Here is a 19,008-nt window from a genome sequence, read left to right as displayed (position 1 = left end):
TCCGCCGGCACGACACGAAAAGGCCGCGCACCCCACCGGGATGCGCGGCCTTTTCTTTTGTCGCGGCTGTCTCCGGGACCAGTCCCGGCGAAAGACCCCGATCAGCCCGTCCGGGTCACTTCGCCGCCTGTGCGAGAAAGGCGCGGATCCGCTCGATAATGGCGGCATGAATGTCGCCGCGCGCCTGTGCGGATGTCCCGCACAGCGCCGGGTCGCCGCCGTCCTCTGAGAGGATCTTGGCGCCCGCCGGCGTGCACGCGGGGAAGGCATCGAACGGTCCGGCTTTGGCGAGCGTGACGAGACGGGCGGTGCCGTCATGGCCGGCCAGCGGCGCAAGGCGCGCCTCCGCCTCGCCGTTTGCCCCGAGCGCGATCGTCAACAACGGGACCGGGCTCCCCTCACCCTCGCGCAAGACCGCATCGGCATACTCCGGCGCGATTGCCACCACGGCCGAGACCTCGGGCAGCCGGTACGACCGCTCCAGCGGCGCAGGGTCGAGGGTTTCAAGCGCAACACCGCCAGCGGCAAACCACGCACAATCGGTACCGGCCCCGTCCGCGCACGAGCGCCGGACGGCGTCTACGTCGAACCGCCAGCCGCCAACGGCAAGAGCGGCCGTGCCGCCAAGCGCAAACCCGACAGCCGATATCCGGGTCCGGTCGATGCGCCGCGCCCATTGCGGATCGCCGAGAACGGCGGCAAGGGCACGCGCAAGATCCTGCGGACGGCGCCAGATCTCGTCGCCGCCCGCCCGCGCGCTCGTCGGACGCGGCGCATTGACCTCCACCACGATATGCCCGGACCCGGCAAGTGCCGCCGCGAGCCAGGCGCCCGAATCCGGGCTCGAGCGGACGCCGCCATGCGACAGCAGGACAAGGGGAAACGGCCCTTCGCCCGCGGCCGCATCGGGCGCGGCTTTTTGGCCAAGGAAAACGGCGTTTCCACCGACGACCTGCGCCGAACCGCCGCGTGCCGGATACCACAGCGACAGCGCGAGATCGCGCCCGCCCTTGGGATCCGCGACCGGCAGGACGGCCATGCCCGGCGCGTCCATCGCGCGCACCGGGCAGGCCGAAAGGAAAAACAGGAGAATCAGGACAAGAGGGCGCACGGGCGGGAGCCTTTTCGTGGCGGAGCAGCCGCAATGAGGCCGCCACCGGGACCGGTCCGCAATATCCTCGCGCAGGCCCGCGCGCAAGCCCCACGAGGGCGCCTCCCTCAGGCGCCCCGGAGGACGATGCGATCAGACGATGCGATCAGGCCGCGCTGCGTTCCTCGCTCGCATTGATGTTCTTGAGGAAGCCGCCGACCTGCTGATGCAAGGCACTCGAAAGATCCGCCAACTCCGTCGTGGCGCCGCGAATCTGGTCGGTTGCCGAGCGGGTGCTTTCGCTCGCCTGGGACAATTCCGACATGCTGGATGCGACGCTTTCGGTGTTTTGCGTGGCGAAATCGACGCTCTGGGTGATCTCGCCCGTAGCCGCCATCTGCTTTTGCACCGCGCTCAGGATGGTATTGGAGATCGAGTGGATCCGCTCGACGGTTTCCGCGATGGAGCGGATCGCGCCGACCGCCTGCTCGGAGACCTGCTGCACCGCCTCGACCTGCTGCGAGATGTCTTCCGTCGCCCGCGAGGTCTGGCCGGCCAGCGTCTTCACCTCATTGGCGACGACGGCGAAGCCGCGCCCCATCTCGCCGGCCCGTGCGGCCTCGATGGTGGCATTGAGGGCCAGGAGGTTGGTCTGGTCGGCGATCTGCTTGATCAGGTCGACCACCTCGCCAATGGCACGACCGCTTTCCGCCAGCCGTCCGACGATGGCATCCGTCGACCGCGATTCGTCGACCGCCGCCTGCGCCATCTTGGCCGATTCTTCCATGTCGCGGCCGATCGCGAGGATCGACTGGGTCATTTCCTCCGCGGCCTCGGCTGCGGTTGCGACGGAGCTCGACGCCTGCTGCGAGGAATCGGAAGCGATGCCGACGGCCTGGGCGGCCTGGTCGACCGCGCCGTCCAGATCATTCGACAATCCGCCGACCCGCTGCGCCGCCGTGCTCAGCCGCTGAACCACGCTGACGACCGACGTCTCGAAATCATGCGCGACCTGCCGCAGTGTGTCCGCGCGCTGGCGGGCCATGTCTTCCTGCTGCGCCATCGCCTGGCGGGCATCCTCGACCGCCTTTTCCGCGAGTTTTTCGCGAAAGCCGGCCACCGAACGCGCGATCGACCCGATCTCGTCGCCGCGGTCGGCGCCGGCGATCTCAATCTTGAAATCGCCCTGCGACAGCCCGTCCAGTCCGTTCTGCAACGCCTTGAGCGGCCTTTTGACGCCCATGGCCAGCACATAGGCCATGCCGAGAAACGCAAGCCCGACCGGCAGACAGATCAGCGCGATCTCCAGCATCTCGCCCAGAATCAACCCGTCCAGGCTCGCCGCCGCATCGGGTCCGAGAAATGCCGAGGCCTTGTCGGGGTCCCCCAGCGCTTGTGTGAGGGAGGTTCGGAACGTGTAGAACGCGAACCCCGTGCCGCCGAGCATGATCATTGCCGCGGTGCCGACCATGAGCATGAAACGCCCCAGAACGGTCAGGGAGAGAAGAGAAGAACGAGGAGAACTCATGACGCCGACCTTGTATTCGATCCGCGAACATCCTTCGTTGAATTGATGAAAAAAGAGAAAACCGCCGGTCGATTTCAACCTCACCGCTCAACCGGCCGGCCGGGCGCCTCTGTCCGTTGCGGTTCCGGGCGGCTCAGGGCGCGGAAAGGCGGAAGTCGTCGACCCGGCCGCTGGCCGGCGGAAGCATGACGCCCTGGACGATCAGCCGATACTGCGGTGTGTCCGCGATCGGCGCATTGCGTGCATCCTCCGCGCCCGCCAGTTCCGTTTCCGGTGACCCGATCCGCCCGGTCAGCACGACGAAGTTCGGATCGTCCTCGACCCCTTCGAAGGCGAAGGCGCCGGAGGAGCCGAGCACCCGGGCAATCGCCTTTTCGGCAAAGAAGGCAAGCTTGCTCTTGCCCGGCCAGGTGAAGCCCACGCCGGCGTTGTCGCGCAGGCGCCGGCGGCGGCCCTCGACATCCGGTCCAAAGGAGGTGTAGCCGCCCTCCTCGTCCAGGAACACGTCCCAGACGTCGACATAGATGGCGTTTGCGGCCTCGACGCGATCCTTGATCAGCGTGGTGACATATCTGAAGTTTGCGCGCCGCTCGCGCCCCTTGGGCGGCGGCAGGCCGACCCAGACAAGCGGCGTGCGCTGGCGCCGCGCGGCGGCAAGCAGCGCTTCGACGCGCCGTCCATAGGCGTCGGCCCAGGCTTCTGTGCGGAATTGCAGTTCGGCGCCGCCCGCCAGGGTGAAGTCGCGCGTGTCGGCCGACCCGATCAGCACGACGATCGCGCCGACCCTGCGCCCCTGCACCACGCCCTGCATCCGGTCGGCGATCTCGCCGCCCATTTCCGTCGTCAGCCCCTCGTCGGCGAACAGCAGCGTGTCGACCCGCACAGACGGGACCTCCGAATAGGTCGCCTCAAGTCCCTCGCCGAGATCCTTGGCCAGATCGCCGCCGACGACGAGCACGACGCGGGCGTCCGCATCCTTGGGCACCTCGACGATCACCGGCTTCACCGGTTCCTGCCTCGGCTGGATGCGCTGTTTCGGGCGTTGCTCCCTCAGCCGCGTGCGCCGGTTGTTGTCGACCCCGAACAGGCGCAGCAGCGGCGACAGGGGATGAAACCCGGTGCCGCGGGTGTCGCCCGGCTTGACGATTGGCCCGTTGCTTTGCGCAAGCGCCGGTGTCCCGCCGGTGGCGACAAGGCTTGCGGCGCACAGCAGAAGAACCGCGCACAGCGCGGCGCGGCGCATGGGGACGCCGATCAGGGACAACACGGGAAGGCCTGCGCGTTTCATGGCGTGACTTTAGCGAATTCCGGCGCGACAGTCCAAGCATGTGCGCGCCCCGGGCGACCGGAAGCCACCCGGGGGAAACCGGAATTCAGGAGCGACGGACCGGTTTCACCGGCCCGCGCTGATACGCTCCAGCAGGGCGACGGAGGCATATCCGTCCGGGATCAGGCCGACCGAGCGCTGATAGGCGCGAATGCCGCGCCGCGTGGCCGGACCGACCCGACCGTCGGCCGCGCCGACATTGAAGCCGCGCCGGTTCAACAACGTCTGCAGATCTTCCGCCTGCGACCGGGTGAGCGGCAGCGCCCTCTTGTCCCAGTCCTGGGCGAACGGCCCGCCGCCTCTCACCCGGTCGGCGAGATGACCGACGGCGAGCGCATAGGCGGTCGCGTTGTTGTAGCGCTTGATTACGTAGAAATTGCGCAGCATCAGGAAGGCCGGACCCGACGCGCCCGCCGGCAGGATCAGGACCGCATCGTCGGAGGGGCGCGGGAAATTCCGGCCGTTGGGTCGGCTCACGCCGAGCCGGCTCCAGGCCGCGATGGTCTTTTCCTCGTCGACGGCCTCATAATCGAAACCGCGCGGCAGCACGACCTCATAGCCCCAGGTCTTGCCGCTCTGCCAGCCGTGCCGCTTGAGATAATTGGCGGTGGACGCGAGCGCATCGGGAATGTTCGTCCAGATGTCGCGGCGACCGTCGCCGTCGTAGTCGGAGGAATACTGGCTCCAGCTTGAGGGCATGAACTGGGTGTGCCCCATGGCGCCGGCCCAGGAGCCTTCCATTCGGTCGGGCTGGACGTGTCCGGCATCCAGGATCTTCAGCGCGGTGACCAGCTCCCTGTTCCAGAAGTCCTTGCGGCGCGGCGCGGCATAGGCAAGCGTTGCCAGCGCGCGCACGACATAATGCTCGCCCATGAAGGAGCCGTAGTTAGTCTCCATGCCCCAGATCGCCACGACCGCCTCGCGATCGACGCCGTAGCGCTGCTCGATCGCCGCCAGTTGGGGGGCATAAGCGCTGAGCATCTCGCGCCCCTTCTCGACGCGCGTGTCGGAGACCGCGGAGGCGAGATATTCCCAGATCGGCTTGACGAATTCCGACTGCTTGTTCATCAGGCGGATCGTGTCGGGATCGGGCGTCACGCCCTGGAAGGCGCGCCGATAGGTATCGCGCCCGACGCCGGCGTCGCGTGCGACGGGCCAGAAGCCCTCGACCCAGCGGTTGAAGTCCGTGTCCGCCGCCGCCGGGGAGAGTGCGCCGGCGCTAAATGTCACCGCGGCTGTCAGCGCCGCCAGCGGCAGCCGGCCAGCCGAGCGCCGGGGCAACCCGCTGAACGCCGCGGCAGCTTTCCGGAAAATGCGCAAGACAGTCATCCAAACTCCTGGTGTGGTTTCAGATCTTCGCCCGGCTCTGGTCCGGCAAAGGATCACGCGCGCCCCCCAGCGCCCCGTAACTCGAATAAGTGGCGCTCAATGGCGAAACCGCAATCCGCCCTCGATTGCATTTTCGCTGTAGCCGGCCCCCGGCGTCGTCGAACTGAAGCGGCGGAACGTGTAGCGCCCCTGCACGGCGACATTCGAGGTCAGCGCCCAGGTCAGCGCCGCGGTGGCGCTCGCCTCGTCCTCGATCAGGCGGATGCCGGCGTAGTCTCGCCGCGACAGGCCGATGCCAATCTCGCCCGACACTGCATCGGAAAATCCGTGCGCGAGCCGCAGGTCGCCCGAGTAAAGCAGCGATCCGGGCGTGCCGGAAATGGTCGACGGCGCGAGGTTGGTCGCAAGCGTGGCGGTGACCGTGGTCAGGCGCGTCGGCGACCAGATCAGCGATCCGTCCACCGTCAGTCCCTCCAGCCGCGCCAGACGGGTATCGTCGAGCGTTTCGCTGCGCCAGCCGGCACCGATGTCGCCGGTGATCTTGCCGCCGGCGTCGAAGGCGATGCCGGCACGCAGGGCATATCCCTTGGAATCGCGATCCGCGCAAAGGGTCAGATCCGTGCAGCGCTCGAAGTAGCGGCGGGTGAACAGACTGCCCTCCACGAAGGGCTGGAGCCCGGCGCCCGTATTGCTGTCGAGCCTGAGCGTTGCGGAAAACAGCGCGTTGTCGCGCTCCCGGTTGGCGGCGGTGGAGTTGCCGCCGGAATAGACGGTGGAATCGACCTGGCCGCGCAGTTCGGCGCCGATCAGCCCGACCGACCGGCGCAGCGCAAGCCCGCCGCCCAGTTCGTGAATGTCGCGCCCGCCGCCGGTGGCCTCGGCGCTGCCGCTGTCTTCCAGCGACAATCCGTAGCGCGCCGATACATCCACCTCGGTGCGGTCGCTGACGTCCAGCCGCAGCAGCGCATCGAGCGTCGCGCTCGGATCCGCCTCGACCGTGCTGTCGGGGTAGGCGGTGAAACTGCCGCGAAAATTCACGCCGAGGCTGTGCCGCGACCAGTCCGACTGCGCCCGCAGCGTCGGCGCGATCCGGTAGAGCAGCCCCGATGTTCCCGAGGTGTCGCCGGAGCGGTTGTCGGTCCAGCCAAGCCCGGTGAAAAGCTCCGGGTAGAGCAGGAAAGAGCCGACGCGGATGCCGCGCGGCGCATCGCGCTGCGTGTCGCCGTCGTAGACGTCATTGATCAGCGACCCGCCGCCTCCGGTCGCGCCGCGCCGCGACACGGCCCGCAAGCGCTCGGAAAACGGCTGCACGGCGCGGATCCGGCCGGCCTCGGCCAGCGGCTCGGCCACCTCGCCGGCATCGGTATCGAGCGCCGGCGCACGGGCGCCGGGATCGTCAGCCCCGCCCGTATCGTCCTCGGTCCCGTCGCCCCCGAGATCGTCCTGGGCGAAGACGGTTCCCTGCGGCGCCGCCCCGCCCAGGCTGCCGCGCAACGGCGCATCCTGCGCGCGCACCGTTTGCGCGGGTGCGGCAAGAAGGACGGCAACAAGGACGGGCGCGACAAACCGGTTCATAAACGGGACCATTCGGGAACGGCGGGCGACCACGGCCCACTTTGGCCATGATCATGATCTGTTAAGGTTAACCAAGCGTTGCCGACGCGCGCGAGGGTCCGGCAGACCGTCCGTGCGAGAGACGGGAAATGACCGCGCAACGCGCCCCCGCAGGTCGCGCGGCCCGCCGGATCGCCTGTCCGCATGCCGACGCTTGCCGGAAGAGCGCGCGGCGGGTAAGACCGGCGGCAGGAAATCACTGGATTGAGAGACCATGACGGCAGCCAAGCTTCAGTCCCCTTCGCGCCCGCACGACCCGGGTTCGGCCCGGTCCTCGTCGCTGCGCACGATCGATACGGAACTGGCCGGCCTTGGCATCCTGCGCGAGGCCTTGGCCAACGGTCTGGCGGACCCCTTCGCGCGCGCCGTCGAGACCATTGTCAAGGCGACCGGCCGCGTCATCGTCACCGGCGTCGGCAAGAGCGGTCACGTCGGCGCCAAGATCGCCGCGACCTTCGCCTCGACCGGAACGCCGGCCTCCTTCGTTCACGCAACCGAGGCAAGCCACGGCGATCTCGGCATGATCACGGACCAGGACGTGGTGCTGGCGATCTCCTGGTCGGGCGAGACCCAGGAACTGGCCGCCACCATCGCCTATACCCGGCGCTTCAAGGTGCCGCTCGTCGCGATGACCTCGCGCATCGACAGCGCGCTCGGCTCCGCCGCCGACATCGTGCTTTCCCTTCCCAAGGTCGAGGAGGCCTGCCCGCACGGCCTGGCCCCGACCAGCTCCACCCTGCTGCAGATGGCGACCGGCGACGCGCTGGCCATTGCCCTGCTCGAGGCGCGCGGCTTCACCGCCCAGGATTTCAAGATCTACCATCCCGGCGGCCGGCTCGGCGCGACGCTGCTGCATGCGCGCGACATCATGCATTCCGGCGACAAGCTTCCCCTGACGACGGCCGAGACCTCGATGCGCGACGCCATCGTGCTGATCACCCAGAAGGGCTTCGGCGTGCTCGGCATCGTCGATGCGGACGGAAAGCTGATCGGCATCATCACCGACGGCGACCTGCGCCGCCATCTGAGCAGCGATTTCCTCGAAAAGACCGCCGGCGACGTCATGACCCGGGGCCCCAAGACGATCGGGACCGACCTGCTGGTCGCCTCCGCGATGGAGTTCATCAATCGCACCTCGATCACCGCCGTATTCGTCGTCCAGGACGAGCGTCCGGTCGGCATCATTCACCTGCACGATTTGTTGCGCCATGGCGTCGCCTGACCGGACCGCCTTCAGGTTGAGGTGCTTTATACTCTGTTTACCTTGATCTTTTTTTCGGCATTCTCATCGTTTGCTTTTCATCCGCTTAGGGATTGATTAGCCCTGACGAGCCTATGATCTGCCCTGCTTCCAGTCGATCGGAATGGTTTCCGGAGCGTGGTAGGATCATGGATCTCAGTTCAATCATCGGCATTGTCGCCGCCTTCACCGTCGTGGTTATCGCCATTCTGCTTGGCGGCAACATCACGCAGTTCATCGACGTCCCGTCGATGCTGATCGTGATGGGCGGAGGCTTCGCGGCAACGCTGGTGCGCTTTCCGCTTTCCGGCATCACCAGCGCCTTCGTGGTCGGCAGCAAGGCCGCCTTTACCCACAAGAAGGTCAACCCGCGCGACCTGATCGAGGAAATCACCACCCTGGCCGACACCGTTCGCAAGTCGGGCCCGCTCGGCCTGGAGAACGTCGAGGTCAGCGATCCGGCCCTTGCCAAGGGCGTGCAATATATAGCCGACGGCTATGAGGCCGATTTCATCAAGGACAGCATGGAGCGGGAGCGCGACCTCTATCTGGACCGGCTGCAGGCGGGCAAGAAGGTGTTCAAGGCGCTCGGCGATTCCGCCCCGGCCTTCGGCATGATCGGCACGCTTGTCGGCCTGGTGCAGATGCTGGCGACCATGGACGACCCCTCCACCATCGGCCCCTCGATGGCGATCGCGCTTTTGACGACGCTCTACGGCGCGCTGATCTCCAACGTCGTCTGCCTGCCGATCGTGGACAAGCTGGATTCCAAGTTCGACGTCGAGGAAGTCAACCAGACGCTGGTCATCGACGGCGTCATGCAGATCCGCGAGAACAAGAGCCCGGCGCTGATCCGCGACATGCTGATCGCCTATCTGCCCGAAAAGCAGCGCGCCGAGCTGGTCGAGGCGGCCTAGGCGGCAAACCGGCGTATCGACACACGCGCGATGGCGATGCCGCGGCCCGAAAGCTGACGGCGCGCCCGCGACACGGGAGACAAGACGATGGCTCGGAAGAAACCTGCTGGTGGCGGCGGCGCTCCGGAATGGCTCGTGACCTTCGCCGACCTCATGTCCCTGCTCGTCTGCTTCTTCGTGCTTATCATCTCCTTTTCCATCCAGGACAAGCAGAAGCTTCAGGTCGTCGCCGGCTCCATGCGCGAGGCCTTCGGCATCAAGGAGACGTCGCGGCGCACCGGCATCATCGAGGTCGAGGGCATTCCGATCCGCGACTACATGAAGGACATCACGCAGGTTCCGGAGGAGCTCGATTCCGACTTTGCCGAGCAGCGCCACGAAAAGCGCCGCAAACAGGGACCCGAGGCGAACACCCACGACGTGCGCGAGGCGGAGATCGAGCGTCCGCGCCAGTTCGCCACCGCCGCCGCCTCCCTGCGCCAGGCCTGGCAGGAAATGCCCGACATCACGGAAATCTCCTCCAACATCATCCTGGAGGAGACCGAGGAAGGGTTGAACATCACCCTGGTGGACCAGGACGGCCGCTCGATGTTCCCGGAAGGGTCGAAATATCCCTATGAGATCACCCGGCGGCTTCTGTCCGCCATGGCGCCGGTGGTCGCCCGCATGCCGAACCGGATCGAGATCACCGGGCACACCACGGCTGGCGGCGCAGCGATAAATCCCGGTTATACGGCCTGGGAGCTGTCGGCCGACCGTGCCAATGCCGCGCGCCAGATCCTGTCGGAATACGGCATTCCCACCGATCGCTTCTACAGCGTCGTCGGCAAGGCCGACACAGAGCCGCTGTTTCCCAACGACCCCTATCTGGCGGCCAACCGCCGGATCGGCATTCTGCTGATGCGCGAAGAGCCGCCGATCCCGCTCGGTCACAATCCCTGAGGGTGACGGCCGCGCCGGATCAGGCGGTGTCCCTGGGCTGAACCGCAACAACGACCAGCAGAGGTCCGTCGAGCCGTTCCACGCGGATCCGCGTGCCTGCGGGCATGTCGTCCCCGGTCACGCGCCAGATCGTGTCGTCGATCCGGACCCGGCCGTCGCCTTGCGAAATCGGCTGCTCCAGCACGAACTCGCGGCCCACCAGCCGGCTGCCGCGGCGGTTGAGGCCCGGATCGCCTTCCGCATCCCCGCTCCGGCGCATGAACGCCCGGCCCACCAGCAGACTGGCGAGCGACAGGACACCGAACAGGACGAGCTCGACTTGCCAGGAAATGTCCAGGAACAGCGCCAGCGTCCCGACAATCAGCGCGGACAGGCCGAACCAGAGGAAAAAGGTTCCAGGCGCCACCACCTCAAGCCCGAGCAGCAAGAGCCCCCCGATCCACCAGGACCAGGGGCCGAGCTCGAAGATGATCCGCTCGATGATGCTCATGTGCCGCTCTCGTCGGGCCGCACACCGGCGCTTGGCACGCGTCCGGCGGCACCGCGCGGACGGGCCCGGTTTTCGTCACCGAAGGCTTCCTTGGCGATTTCCGCAATGCCGGCGAGCGAGCCCAGCACCGACGTGGTCTCGGTGGGCAGGATCAGCAGCTTCTGGTTCGGCGAGTTCGCGAATTTTCCAAGCGCCTCGACATATTTGTTGGCGACGAAGTAGTTGATCGCCTGAAGATCGCCGGCGCCGATCGCCTCGCTGACCATGCGTGTCGCCGCCGCTTCCGCCTCGGCGGAGCGCTCGCGCGCCTCCGCGTCGCGGAAAGCCGCCTCGCGCCGGCCCTCGGCTTCCAGGATCAGCGACTGCTTCTCGCCTTCCGCCTGCAGGATTTCCGACTGCCGCTTGCCTTCGGCTTCCAGAATGGAGGCGCGCTTCTCGCGCTCCGCTTTCATCTGCCGGCCCATGGCGTCGACCAGGTCGCGCGGCGGGTTGATGTCCTTGATCTCGATGCGGGTCATCTTGATGCCCCAGGGCGCGGCCGCGGCATCGACCACCCGAAGCAGGCGGCCGTTGATCTCGTCGCGATTGGACAGAAGTTCATCGAGATCCATCGAGCCCATGACCGAGCGGATGTTGGTCATCGTCAGGTTCAGGATCGCGTTTTCCAGCCCCGACACCTCATAGGCCGCCCGGGCCGCGTCGAGCACCTGGTAGAAGGTCACGCCATCGGCCGTGACGGTCGCATTGTCGCGCGTGATCACCTCTTGCGAGGGCACGTCGAGCACCTGCTCCATCATGTTGATCCGGTGGCCGATGCGATCGACGAAGGGCACGATGAAATTCAGCCCCGGCGTCAGCGTCTTGCTGTAGCGCCCGAAGCGCTCCACCGTGAAATTGAAGCCCTGCGGCACCGTCTTGACGCCGGCAAAGACCACCAGGACGGCAAGCACGAACAAGACCACGACGAGAATGTCGAAGCCGGCGATACCATCGATCATGAAATTGTCCTTCCCGGCAAATGCAGCCGACGCGGAAGGAGACCGCGCGGCCGTCCGGCGGCAGGGCTGCCGCCGGATTGCACGCCCAGATGTACGCACTCCGCGCCAATGTGCAAGTTCGGGAAGACACGACGGCGGATCATCCACCGTCGATTGAGCGCGGGTCGGCTCAGATCCAGCCGGACAGCTCGCGCTCGACGATGGTCTTCAGGACCGACATCCCTTCCGCGCTGTCGTTCAGGCAGGGGATATGGGCGAAATGCTCGCCGCCGTGCTCCTCGAAGATCTCCCCGGCCTCGCCGGCGATTTCCTCAAGCGTCTCCAGGCAGTCCGCCACGAACCCCGGATTGATGATCGCGAGCTTCTTCACCCCCGATTTGGCGAGGCTCTCCACCGTCTTGTCGGTGTAGGGCTGGAGCCATTCCTCCGGGCCGAACCGGGACTGGAAGGTGATCTTGAGCTTGTCTGCCGGCCACCCCAGCCGCTCGCGCACCAGTCGCGTCGTCTTGTGGCAGTGGCAATGATAGGGGTCGCCCTTCTTGAAATAGGACTGGGGAATGCCGTGGAAGGAGGCCAGCACCAGTTCCGGCTCGAAATCGAGCGAGGCAAGGCTCTGCTCGATGGAAACGGCCAGCGCGTCGATATAGGCCGGATCGTCGTGATAGGGCGGCACGGTCCGAAGCGCCGGCTGCCAGCGCAGCTTGGTCAGCTCGTTGAACACCACGTCGTTCACGGTGGCGGTGGTGGACGCCGAATACTGCGGGTAGAGCGGGAAGACCAGCAGACGCTCGCAGCCCTGCTCGCGCAAATGCTCGAGCCGCGACGGGATCGAGGGATTGCCGTAGCGCATCGCCCAATCGACGACGATGCGCCCGTCCGGGTCGGTCATGTCAGCGGCGAGCTTGTCGGCCTGCGACCGAGTGATCGTGCGCAGCGGGGATTCGTCCAGCTCCCGATTCCAGATCTCGTCATAGGCCTTGCCGGATTTGGTCGGACGGGTGTTGAGGACAATGCCGTAGAGGATCGGGTACCAGAGCGCGCGCGGCCACTCGATCACCCGCTTGTCGGACAGGAATTCGCGCAAATAACGCCGCATCGAACGAAAATCCGTGCCGTCCGGCGTGCCGAGATTGACCAGCAGGACGCCGATCTTTCCCGCCTTCACCTTCGGATGGTCCGAGGGCAGCCGGATCTGCCGCATTTGGCGTGCGCGGTCTTCGTTGTCGGTTTCCTGGTCGATTGCGGTCATGCTGTCCATGGGGCTCCCGGTCGCATCCTCTTGCTCTACCGCCGCCTAACTAAGGCGCAAGGCGGCGATTATCCACACACTAGCCCTTGTACGCGCACAAATGCACAAAGGTTTTGCCCCTTTCGCGACATGCTGCCGCACGCGATTTGCGGGCATTACCGCCCGGGGCAGGAGCGGAATTAACGCAGCCTTCAGGGAGATAGTGAAATATGACAGTGTATCAACACTCCAATCCCGCCAATGGCGCAGAAAACGGACAGGCATGCGATTCACGTCCAACTCCGGATCCGGTCGGCGCAATGCGGTCATGCTGGTGGAACGCAGTGCCTTCACCCGGCGGTTGATCAAAAGCCTGCTGAAGGAACTCGGGATCGACGACGTCATCGAGGCGGCAAATGCCACCGCCGCGGAACAGATGCTGAAAACCCATCCGGTCGACGCGATCCTGCTCGACTGGAGTCAGCCCGAGCTCGAAAACGCGCGCATGCTGGCCAGGTTGAGACGCGCCGACAATCCGAAGACCGCCATGACGCCGGTGATCATCACCAGCACCCGTGTCGACCTGGAACTGCTCGAGCGCGCGGCAAACCTCAATGCCAGTTCCGTGCTGGTCAAGCCGTTCTCCCAGACGGTGCTGCGCTCCCACCTCCTGGCAGCCCTTGGCGACCTGGACGCGCCGGTGGCCGAAAAGCCCCCGCAGGACGCCGCGCAAGACGACACCCCGGCCTCGCCCGATCCAACGCCGCAGCCGGACCCCCGGCAGGTCCCGCCGGAGGACAGCGAGATATTCTATCTCTAGCCGGCATTGGGTCCGGTTGGGTGACCTTGAAAACCGGCCCGTCGATGCACCGCCTTGGGAGCGGGGATCGAACGCGGGCACAGGCTTGAAATCATGACAGGCTTGCCACGCTTTGCGACGCTGAAGGGTATTCGAAAGGCGCCGGGCATGGAGACGGGCAGCGCACCAGGGAGCGATTTGCGCGTCAGTCCGCCGGAAAGCGCTCCGCCACCTTGAACCAGAACTCCACGATCGTGTGCAGCACCTCGCTCATGCCCGCGAGGCTGTCGGCCTTGGTCACAACCGCATTGGCACCCGCCGCATAGGCGGAGCGGATCGTCACCGGATCGTCGGCGGTGGTGAAGACGCACACGGGGACGGCGCTGAAAAATGCATGCGCGCGCAGCCGCGCCAGAAACTCGGTTCCGCCCATCACCGGCAAATTCAGATCGAGCAGAATCAAGTCGGGAGCGGACTGGCCGGCTGCCGCCAGCCGGTCGAGTTCCGCAAGCGCGTCGACCCCGTTTTCGACCGTGGTGATGCGAACCGGAACGGGCGAGGTTTCGAGCGATTTCAGGATGATGCGGATATCATCGGGATCATCCTCAACGAGCAGGATGCTGGCGCCGTGATCCCCCTTGTTCGCGTCCTGCATTGCCGCGCTTGCCCTCGTTTGCTGTGCCTGACACTCAGGCTGAATAGGCACAATCGGGATCGATTGTGCAACAGAAACGAGAATATCTTAGGCCCTACACCCCAACATTCCTAACGAATCGCTAACACTATTGTCAGGATTCGTAGTTTCTCTCGTCGGAAATCACCTTCCCGTCATTGGGCAAACTGCCCATCTTCACCCGCTCGACCTGGCCTCCGAGCTTCGTAACATCCCGCAGGCTGGCGGCCAGCGCATCGGCGATTTCCGCGCCCTCCGCCTCGAACAGCAACCGCATCGCGTCCTGCTCGCCGTTGCGCTCGACCACGAGGCGGGCCCGCGCGACCTCGGGATGGCGCGCCAGCACCTCGGCGATCTGCTTGGGATCGACGAACATGCCCTTCACCTTGGTCCTCTGGTCGGCCCGGCCCATCCAGCCCTTCAGGCGCATGTTGGTGCGCCCGCAGGCGGAGCGGCCCGGCAGCAGCGCCGAGAGATCCCCGGTTCCAAAGCGAATCAGCGGATAGCTCTGCTTGAAGGTGGTGACGACCAGTTCGCCGACCTCGCCATCGGCCACCGGCGTTCCGGTGCCCGGGCGCACGATCTCGACGATCATGTTCTCGTTGACGATCAGCCCGTCGTCCGGGATCGTTTCATAGGCGATCACGCCGAGATCGGCGGTGGCATAGGCCTGAAGCACCGTGACGCCGCGGCTCTCGTACTCCGCGCGCAGGCTTGGAAACAGCGCGCCGCCGGACACCAGCGCCTTGGTCAGCGACGAGACATCGCGGCCAAGCTCCGCCGCCTTGTCGAGCAGAACCTTGAGATAGTCCGGCGTGCCGGCGTATCCGGCCGGGCGCAGCGCCGTGATCGCGTCCACCTGCGCCTCGGTGTTGCCGACCCCGGCCGGATAGACCGCGCAGCCGAGCGCGCGCGCGCCGTGATCGAGGATGAAACCGCCCGGCGTCATCTGGTAGGCAAGGGCATTGTGGACGATGTCGCCGGCGCGGAAGCCGGCGGCATGAAAGGCCCGCGCCGCGCTCCAGGGGTCGTCGCCCTCGCCCTGCGGCTCCCAGATCGGGCCGGGCGACATGAAGATCCGCGCGAAGCTCGAGGCGTCGCCTGCGGCGAAACCGCCGAAGGGCGGGGCCTTTTGCTGGGCCGCCATCAGCTCGGGCTTGCGCAGGACCGGCAGGCTTGCAAGCGCCGCCCGGTCGCGCACCGTCTGCGGATCGACGCCGGAAAGATGTGCGGCCCAGCCGGGTGCGTTGGTCATCGCATGCGAGATCTGCCCCGGCAGCCGAGCAAAGAGATCCGCCTCGCGCCGGTCCGGGTCCTGTCCTTCCAGGCGGTCGAAATGGTGTTCGCTCATCGCTTTCCCCATGCACTCAGGCTGATGGTGTTCCCGGTCGCCCCGGGCAATACGACGCCGGTCCGCTGAAAGGCTTCGGCGGCGACGGACGATCTCAAAACTCTGTGTCGGACCAGATCCCGCGGCCGGTCAGGCCAGCCAGCGCTTGCGCCGCTTGTAATGCTTCACGTTTCGGAACGACCGGCGCCCCTCGCCGCCGACCCCAAGGTAGAATTCCTTGACGTCCTCGTTTTCCCGCAATGCCTTGGCGTCGCCGTCCAGAACGATGCGCCCCGATTCCAGGATGTAGCCGTAGGTCGCGTAGCGCAGGGCGACATTGGTGTTTTGTTCCGCCAGCAGGAAGGACACGCCTTCCTTGCGGTTCAGTTCCTTGACGATCTCGAAGATTTCCTCGACCAGTTGCGGGGCCAACCCCATCGACGGTTCGTCGAGCAGGATCATCTTCGGCCGGCTCATCAGCGCCCGGCCGATGGCGCACATCTGCTGTTCACCGCCGGAGGTATAGCCCGCCTGGCTCGACCTGCGCTCCTTCAGCCTCGGAAAATAGGCATAGACCTTCTCCAGGTCCTTCTTGATCGCGGCCGCCCCGTCGCGGCGCGTATAGGCACCGGTCAGGAGGTTTTCCTCGATCGTCAGATGGCCGAAGCAATGCCGGCCCTCCATCACCTGAATGCAGCCGCGCTTGACGAGATCATTCGGCGACAGCGCCTGCACCTCCTCGCCCTCGAACAGGATGGCGCCCTTGGTGACATCGCCGCGTTCGGCGCCGAGCAGGTTGGACACCGCTTTCAGCGTGGTGGTCTTGCCGGCGCCGTTGGCGCCGAGGAGGGCAACGATGCCCCCCTCGGGTACGGTGAGCGAGACGCCCTTCAACACCAGGATCACGTGATCGTAGATCACCTCGATGTTGTTCACCGAAAGGATTGGATTGGCGGACGTCTCGTTCATTTTCAGCTCCACATTATCGGGATCGTGACCGTCGCGACGGTCAGTTGCAGTCCCGCGGAGTGATGTTGTTTTCCGCCGCATAGGCCGCGGAATCCTCTTCGATCAGCGGCATGATCACCGACCGGTCCGGCTCGATCCCGGAGGCAACCACGCGCCAGGTCCCGGCGGCCGCGTCCCACTGCTGGATCAGCACCGTGCCCGGATCGGAATGCACCGCACAGGACATCGTGACCGGATAGGTGAAGTTCGGCAGGCCAAGCTCGCCGAGCCGCTCCTCGGTGACGTTCAGCGCCTCGAGGCCTTCACGCACGTCCTTGCCGGTGATCTCGTTGGAGCCCTTGATCTCCATCGCCTTGCGGATGGCCTCGACCGTCCACACGGCAGCGACGAGACCGCGGTTGTAGAGCACCTCGCCGACGCGCTCGCGCTCGCCCGCGCCCATGTTGGCGTCATAGACCTTCTCCAGGATTTCCTGGTGCAGCGGGAAGTCGGCGCCCGGTGCGTGGAAGGTGGCGGAGAGATAGCCGTTGGCGCCCTCGCCCGCCGGCGTCACGTCGTGCTCGGACCCGGCCCACCAGTTGCCGATGAAACGGTCCATCGGGAAGCGGATCGAGGAGGCTTCCTTGACCGCGACCTGGTTCATGACGCCCCAGCCCCACATCAGCACCCAGTCGGGCTGCATGCGGCGGATCTGCAGCCAGGTGGCCTTCTGCTCCTGGCCCGGATGGTCGACCGGCAGAAGTTCCAGCTTGAAGCCGTGCTTGCTGGCAAGCTCCTCCAGCGTGCGGATCGGCTCCTTGCCGTAGGCGGAGTTGTGATAGACGAGCGCGATGGTCTTGCCCTTGAGCTGGTCCTCGCCGCCCTCGATCGCCGCCGCATAGTTCACCATGCCCGACGCCGCGTCCCAATAGGTGCCGGGGAAGTTGAAGATCCACGGGAACACCTTGCCGTTGGCGGCCGAGGTCCGGCCGTAACCCATGGTGAACAGCGGGATCTCGTCGACAGAGGCTTTCGGGATAAGCTGGTAGGTGATGCCGGTGGAGAGCGGCTGATAGACGAGCGCGCCGCTGTCGCCCTGCCCCTTGGTGTTTTCGTAGCACTCCACGCCTTGCTGCGTGTTGTAGGCTGTCTCGCATTCCACGAAGTTGATCGTGGCGCCGTTGATGCCGCCGTCGCGCTGCTCAAGCAGCTTGAAGTAATCCGCGTAGCCGTTGGCGAAGGGAATGCCGCCCGGTGCATAGGGCCCGGTGCGATAGACCAGCGACGGGATCGTCAGTTCATACGCCTGGGCGGTTGTCACCGCCAGCGGCGCGGCGACCGCAAGGGCGGCCAGACCGGCTGTCAGATGCTTCAGTTTCATTTCGTTTCCTCCCATGGAACAGGATATCGGGCAGTTGGCTGAGGACGCGTGTTTATGTGTTGTGTCGCGCTGCCTCAGTAAGGGAAGGGCCACATCCGCAGCTTCTCCTTGGTGATCTGCCAGAGCCGGGCAAGGCCATGCGGCTCGACGATCAGGAAGAAGATGATGAGAAGGCCCATCAACAGGATTTCCACATGCTTGGCCGTGACCGGCATCATGCCGAAACCATCGACCATGAAGTTTTTCAGGAAGATCGGCAGAAGCACCAGGAAGGCCGCGCCCATGAAGGAGCCGACAATGGAGCCGAGCCCGCCGATGATCACCATGAACAACACCAGGAACGACACGTTGATGCCGAACACCTCGCCGACCTCGACCGCGCCGAGATAGACGGAAAAGAGCAGCGAGCCGGCCATGCCGATGTAGAAGGAGGAGACCGCGAAGGCCGACAGCTTGGTCAGGAGCGGACGCACGCCGATCAGCTCGGCGGCGATGTCCATGTCGCGGATCGCCATCCAGTTGCGGCCCAGCCGCCCGCGCACCAGGTTCTTTGCGATCAGCGCAAAGACGGCGAGAATCGTCAGGCAGAACAGGTACTTCACCCAGGGCAAAGCCGACGGGCCGGTCAGCAGGAAGCCGAACATCTCGCGGTCCGGCGCTGTGATCTGCCCGGTCATCGAGTAATTGTAGAACCAGCCGACCTTGTTGAAGAGCCAGACCAGGAAGAACTGCGCGGCCAGCGTCGCCACCGCGAGGTAAAACCCCTTGATGCGCAAGCTGGGCAGGCCGAACAACGACCCCACCGCCGCCGTGATCCCGCCCGACAGCAACACGACGAGGATCATGTTCATCTCGGGAAAGGAGGTCATCAGCTTGTAGGAGGCATAGGCGCCGACCGCCATGAACCCGCCGGTGCCGAGCGAGATCTGGCCGCAGTAGCCGACCAGGATGTTGAGGCCCAGCGCCGCCAGCCCGTAGATCAGCAGCGGCAGCAGAACGGCATTCGTCCAGTAGTCGTTGACGAAGAACGGCACGACCAGGAATGCGACCGCGACGAACGTCCACACCACCCAGCGGTCCTGGGCGATCGGAAAGATCGCCTGGTCGCGCTGGTAGGACGTCTTGTATTGGCCGGCTTCACGATAAAGCATTGAGGTATCACCCGTCCTGAGGA

Annotated in this window: 17 protein-coding genes; 4 read left to right on the top strand and 13 right to left on the bottom strand. The window is 65.7% G+C overall.

What is annotated here, in order from left to right:
- Positions 1 to 115: 115 nt before the first annotated feature.
- The 5 genes from LC092_RS14560 to LC092_RS14540 all read right to left on the bottom strand — a co-directional run bounded on the left by LC092_RS14560 (position 116) and on the right by LC092_RS14540 (position 6,849).
- Positions 116 to 1,111, bottom strand: a complete 996-nt coding sequence (locus LC092_RS14560) for an alpha/beta hydrolase family protein (RefSeq protein ID WP_224807730.1) — start codon at positions 1,109 to 1,111, stop codon at positions 116 to 118.
- A 145-nt stretch (positions 1,112 to 1,256) separates the two neighbouring features.
- Positions 1,257 to 2,618 (bottom strand): methyl-accepting chemotaxis protein, encoded by a 1,362-nt coding sequence (locus LC092_RS14555; RefSeq protein WP_224807728.1) that lies wholly within the window; start codon positions 2,616 to 2,618, stop codon positions 1,257 to 1,259.
- Positions 2,619 to 2,751: 133 nt separating this feature from the next.
- Positions 2,752 to 3,906 (bottom strand): DUF459 domain-containing protein, encoded by a 1,155-nt coding sequence (locus LC092_RS14550; RefSeq protein WP_224807727.1) that lies wholly within the window; start codon positions 3,904 to 3,906, stop codon positions 2,752 to 2,754.
- A gap of 105 nt (positions 3,907 to 4,011) precedes the next feature.
- Positions 4,012 to 5,175: a lytic murein transglycosylase gene (locus tag LC092_RS14545; RefSeq protein ID WP_318245928.1), complete on the bottom strand. Its 1,164-nt coding sequence runs from the start codon at positions 5,173 to 5,175 to the stop codon at positions 4,012 to 4,014.
- Between the two features lie 195 nt (positions 5,176 to 5,370).
- Positions 5,371 to 6,849, bottom strand: coding sequence for an outer membrane beta-barrel protein (locus tag LC092_RS14540; protein ID WP_224807725.1), 1,479 nt, complete (start codon positions 6,847 to 6,849; stop codon positions 5,371 to 5,373).
- A gap of 253 nt (positions 6,850 to 7,102) precedes the next feature.
- Between LC092_RS14540 and LC092_RS14535 the strand changes: the two genes are divergently transcribed.
- The 3 genes from LC092_RS14535 (at position 7,103) to LC092_RS14525 (ending at position 9,987) form a co-directional block, all read left to right on the top strand.
- On the top strand, positions 7,103 to 8,110 hold the full coding sequence (locus LC092_RS14535; RefSeq protein ID WP_224807724.1) for a KpsF/GutQ family sugar-phosphate isomerase: 1,008 nt from the start codon (positions 7,103 to 7,105) through the stop codon (positions 8,108 to 8,110).
- A 167-nt stretch (positions 8,111 to 8,277) separates the two neighbouring features.
- Positions 8,278 to 9,045, top strand: coding sequence for a motility protein A (locus LC092_RS14530; protein WP_224807723.1), 768 nt, complete (start codon positions 8,278 to 8,280; stop codon positions 9,043 to 9,045).
- Between the two features lie 87 nt (positions 9,046 to 9,132).
- On the top strand, positions 9,133 to 9,987 hold the full coding sequence (locus tag LC092_RS14525) for a flagellar motor protein MotB (protein ID WP_224807722.1): 855 nt from the start codon (positions 9,133 to 9,135) through the stop codon (positions 9,985 to 9,987).
- A gap of 19 nt (positions 9,988 to 10,006) precedes the next feature.
- Here the strand turns inward: LC092_RS14525 and LC092_RS14520 are convergent, their stop codons facing one another.
- The 3 genes from LC092_RS14520 to hemH all read right to left on the bottom strand — a co-directional run bounded on the left by LC092_RS14520 (position 10,007) and on the right by hemH (position 12,676).
- Positions 10,007 to 10,471: an NfeD family protein gene (locus tag LC092_RS14520; RefSeq protein ID WP_224807886.1), complete on the bottom strand. Its 465-nt coding sequence runs from the start codon at positions 10,469 to 10,471 to the stop codon at positions 10,007 to 10,009.
- Between the two features lie 2 nt (positions 10,472 to 10,473).
- The gene (locus tag LC092_RS14515) at positions 10,474 to 11,475 is read right to left on the bottom strand and encodes an SPFH domain-containing protein (RefSeq protein ID WP_224807720.1); all 1,002 of its coding nucleotides are present in this window, start codon (positions 11,473 to 11,475) and stop codon (positions 10,474 to 10,476) included.
- Between the two features lie 169 nt (positions 11,476 to 11,644).
- Complete coding sequence (hemH, locus tag LC092_RS14510; protein ID WP_224807885.1) at positions 11,645 to 12,676, bottom strand: ferrochelatase; 1,032 nt, start codon at positions 12,674 to 12,676, stop codon at positions 11,645 to 11,647.
- 310 nt (positions 12,677 to 12,986) lie between these two features.
- Between hemH and LC092_RS14505 the strand changes: the two genes are divergently transcribed.
- A complete protein-coding gene (locus tag LC092_RS14505; protein ID WP_224807719.1) occupies positions 12,987 to 13,523 on the top strand; it encodes a response regulator in 537 nt (178 codons plus the stop codon).
- 184 nt (positions 13,524 to 13,707) lie between these two features.
- On the opposite strand, the gene LC092_RS14500 is transcribed toward LC092_RS14505, so the two are convergent.
- The 5 genes from LC092_RS14500 to LC092_RS14480 all read right to left on the bottom strand — a co-directional run bounded on the left by LC092_RS14500 (position 13,708) and on the right by LC092_RS14480 (position 18,985).
- On the bottom strand, positions 13,708 to 14,157 hold the full coding sequence (locus LC092_RS14500; RefSeq protein WP_224807717.1) for a response regulator: 450 nt from the start codon (positions 14,155 to 14,157) through the stop codon (positions 13,708 to 13,710).
- A 133-nt stretch (positions 14,158 to 14,290) separates the two neighbouring features.
- Complete coding sequence (locus LC092_RS14495) at positions 14,291 to 15,526, bottom strand: phenylacetate--CoA ligase family protein (protein ID WP_224807716.1); 1,236 nt, start codon at positions 15,524 to 15,526, stop codon at positions 14,291 to 14,293.
- A 129-nt stretch (positions 15,527 to 15,655) separates the two neighbouring features.
- Complete coding sequence (locus LC092_RS14490; RefSeq protein ID WP_224807712.1) at positions 15,656 to 16,474, bottom strand: ABC transporter ATP-binding protein; 819 nt, start codon at positions 16,472 to 16,474, stop codon at positions 15,656 to 15,658.
- A 40-nt stretch (positions 16,475 to 16,514) separates the two neighbouring features.
- Complete coding sequence (locus tag LC092_RS14485; RefSeq protein ID WP_224807710.1) at positions 16,515 to 17,834, bottom strand: ABC transporter substrate-binding protein; 1,320 nt, start codon at positions 17,832 to 17,834, stop codon at positions 16,515 to 16,517.
- Between the two features lie 74 nt (positions 17,835 to 17,908).
- Positions 17,909 to 18,985 carry a branched-chain amino acid ABC transporter permease gene (locus LC092_RS14480; RefSeq protein WP_224807708.1) on the bottom strand — a complete coding sequence of 359 codons (1,077 nt, stop codon included), beginning with the start codon at positions 18,983 to 18,985 and terminating at the stop codon, positions 17,909 to 17,911.
- Positions 18,986 to 19,008: the final 23 nt, after the last annotated feature.

Origin of the sequence: Stappia stellulata, assembly GCF_020176715.1 — a bacterium.
In the GTDB taxonomy this organism is placed as follows: domain Bacteria; phylum Pseudomonadota; class Alphaproteobacteria; order Rhizobiales; family Stappiaceae; genus Stappia.
This window is presented reverse-complemented; position numbering and strand designations above follow the sequence as displayed.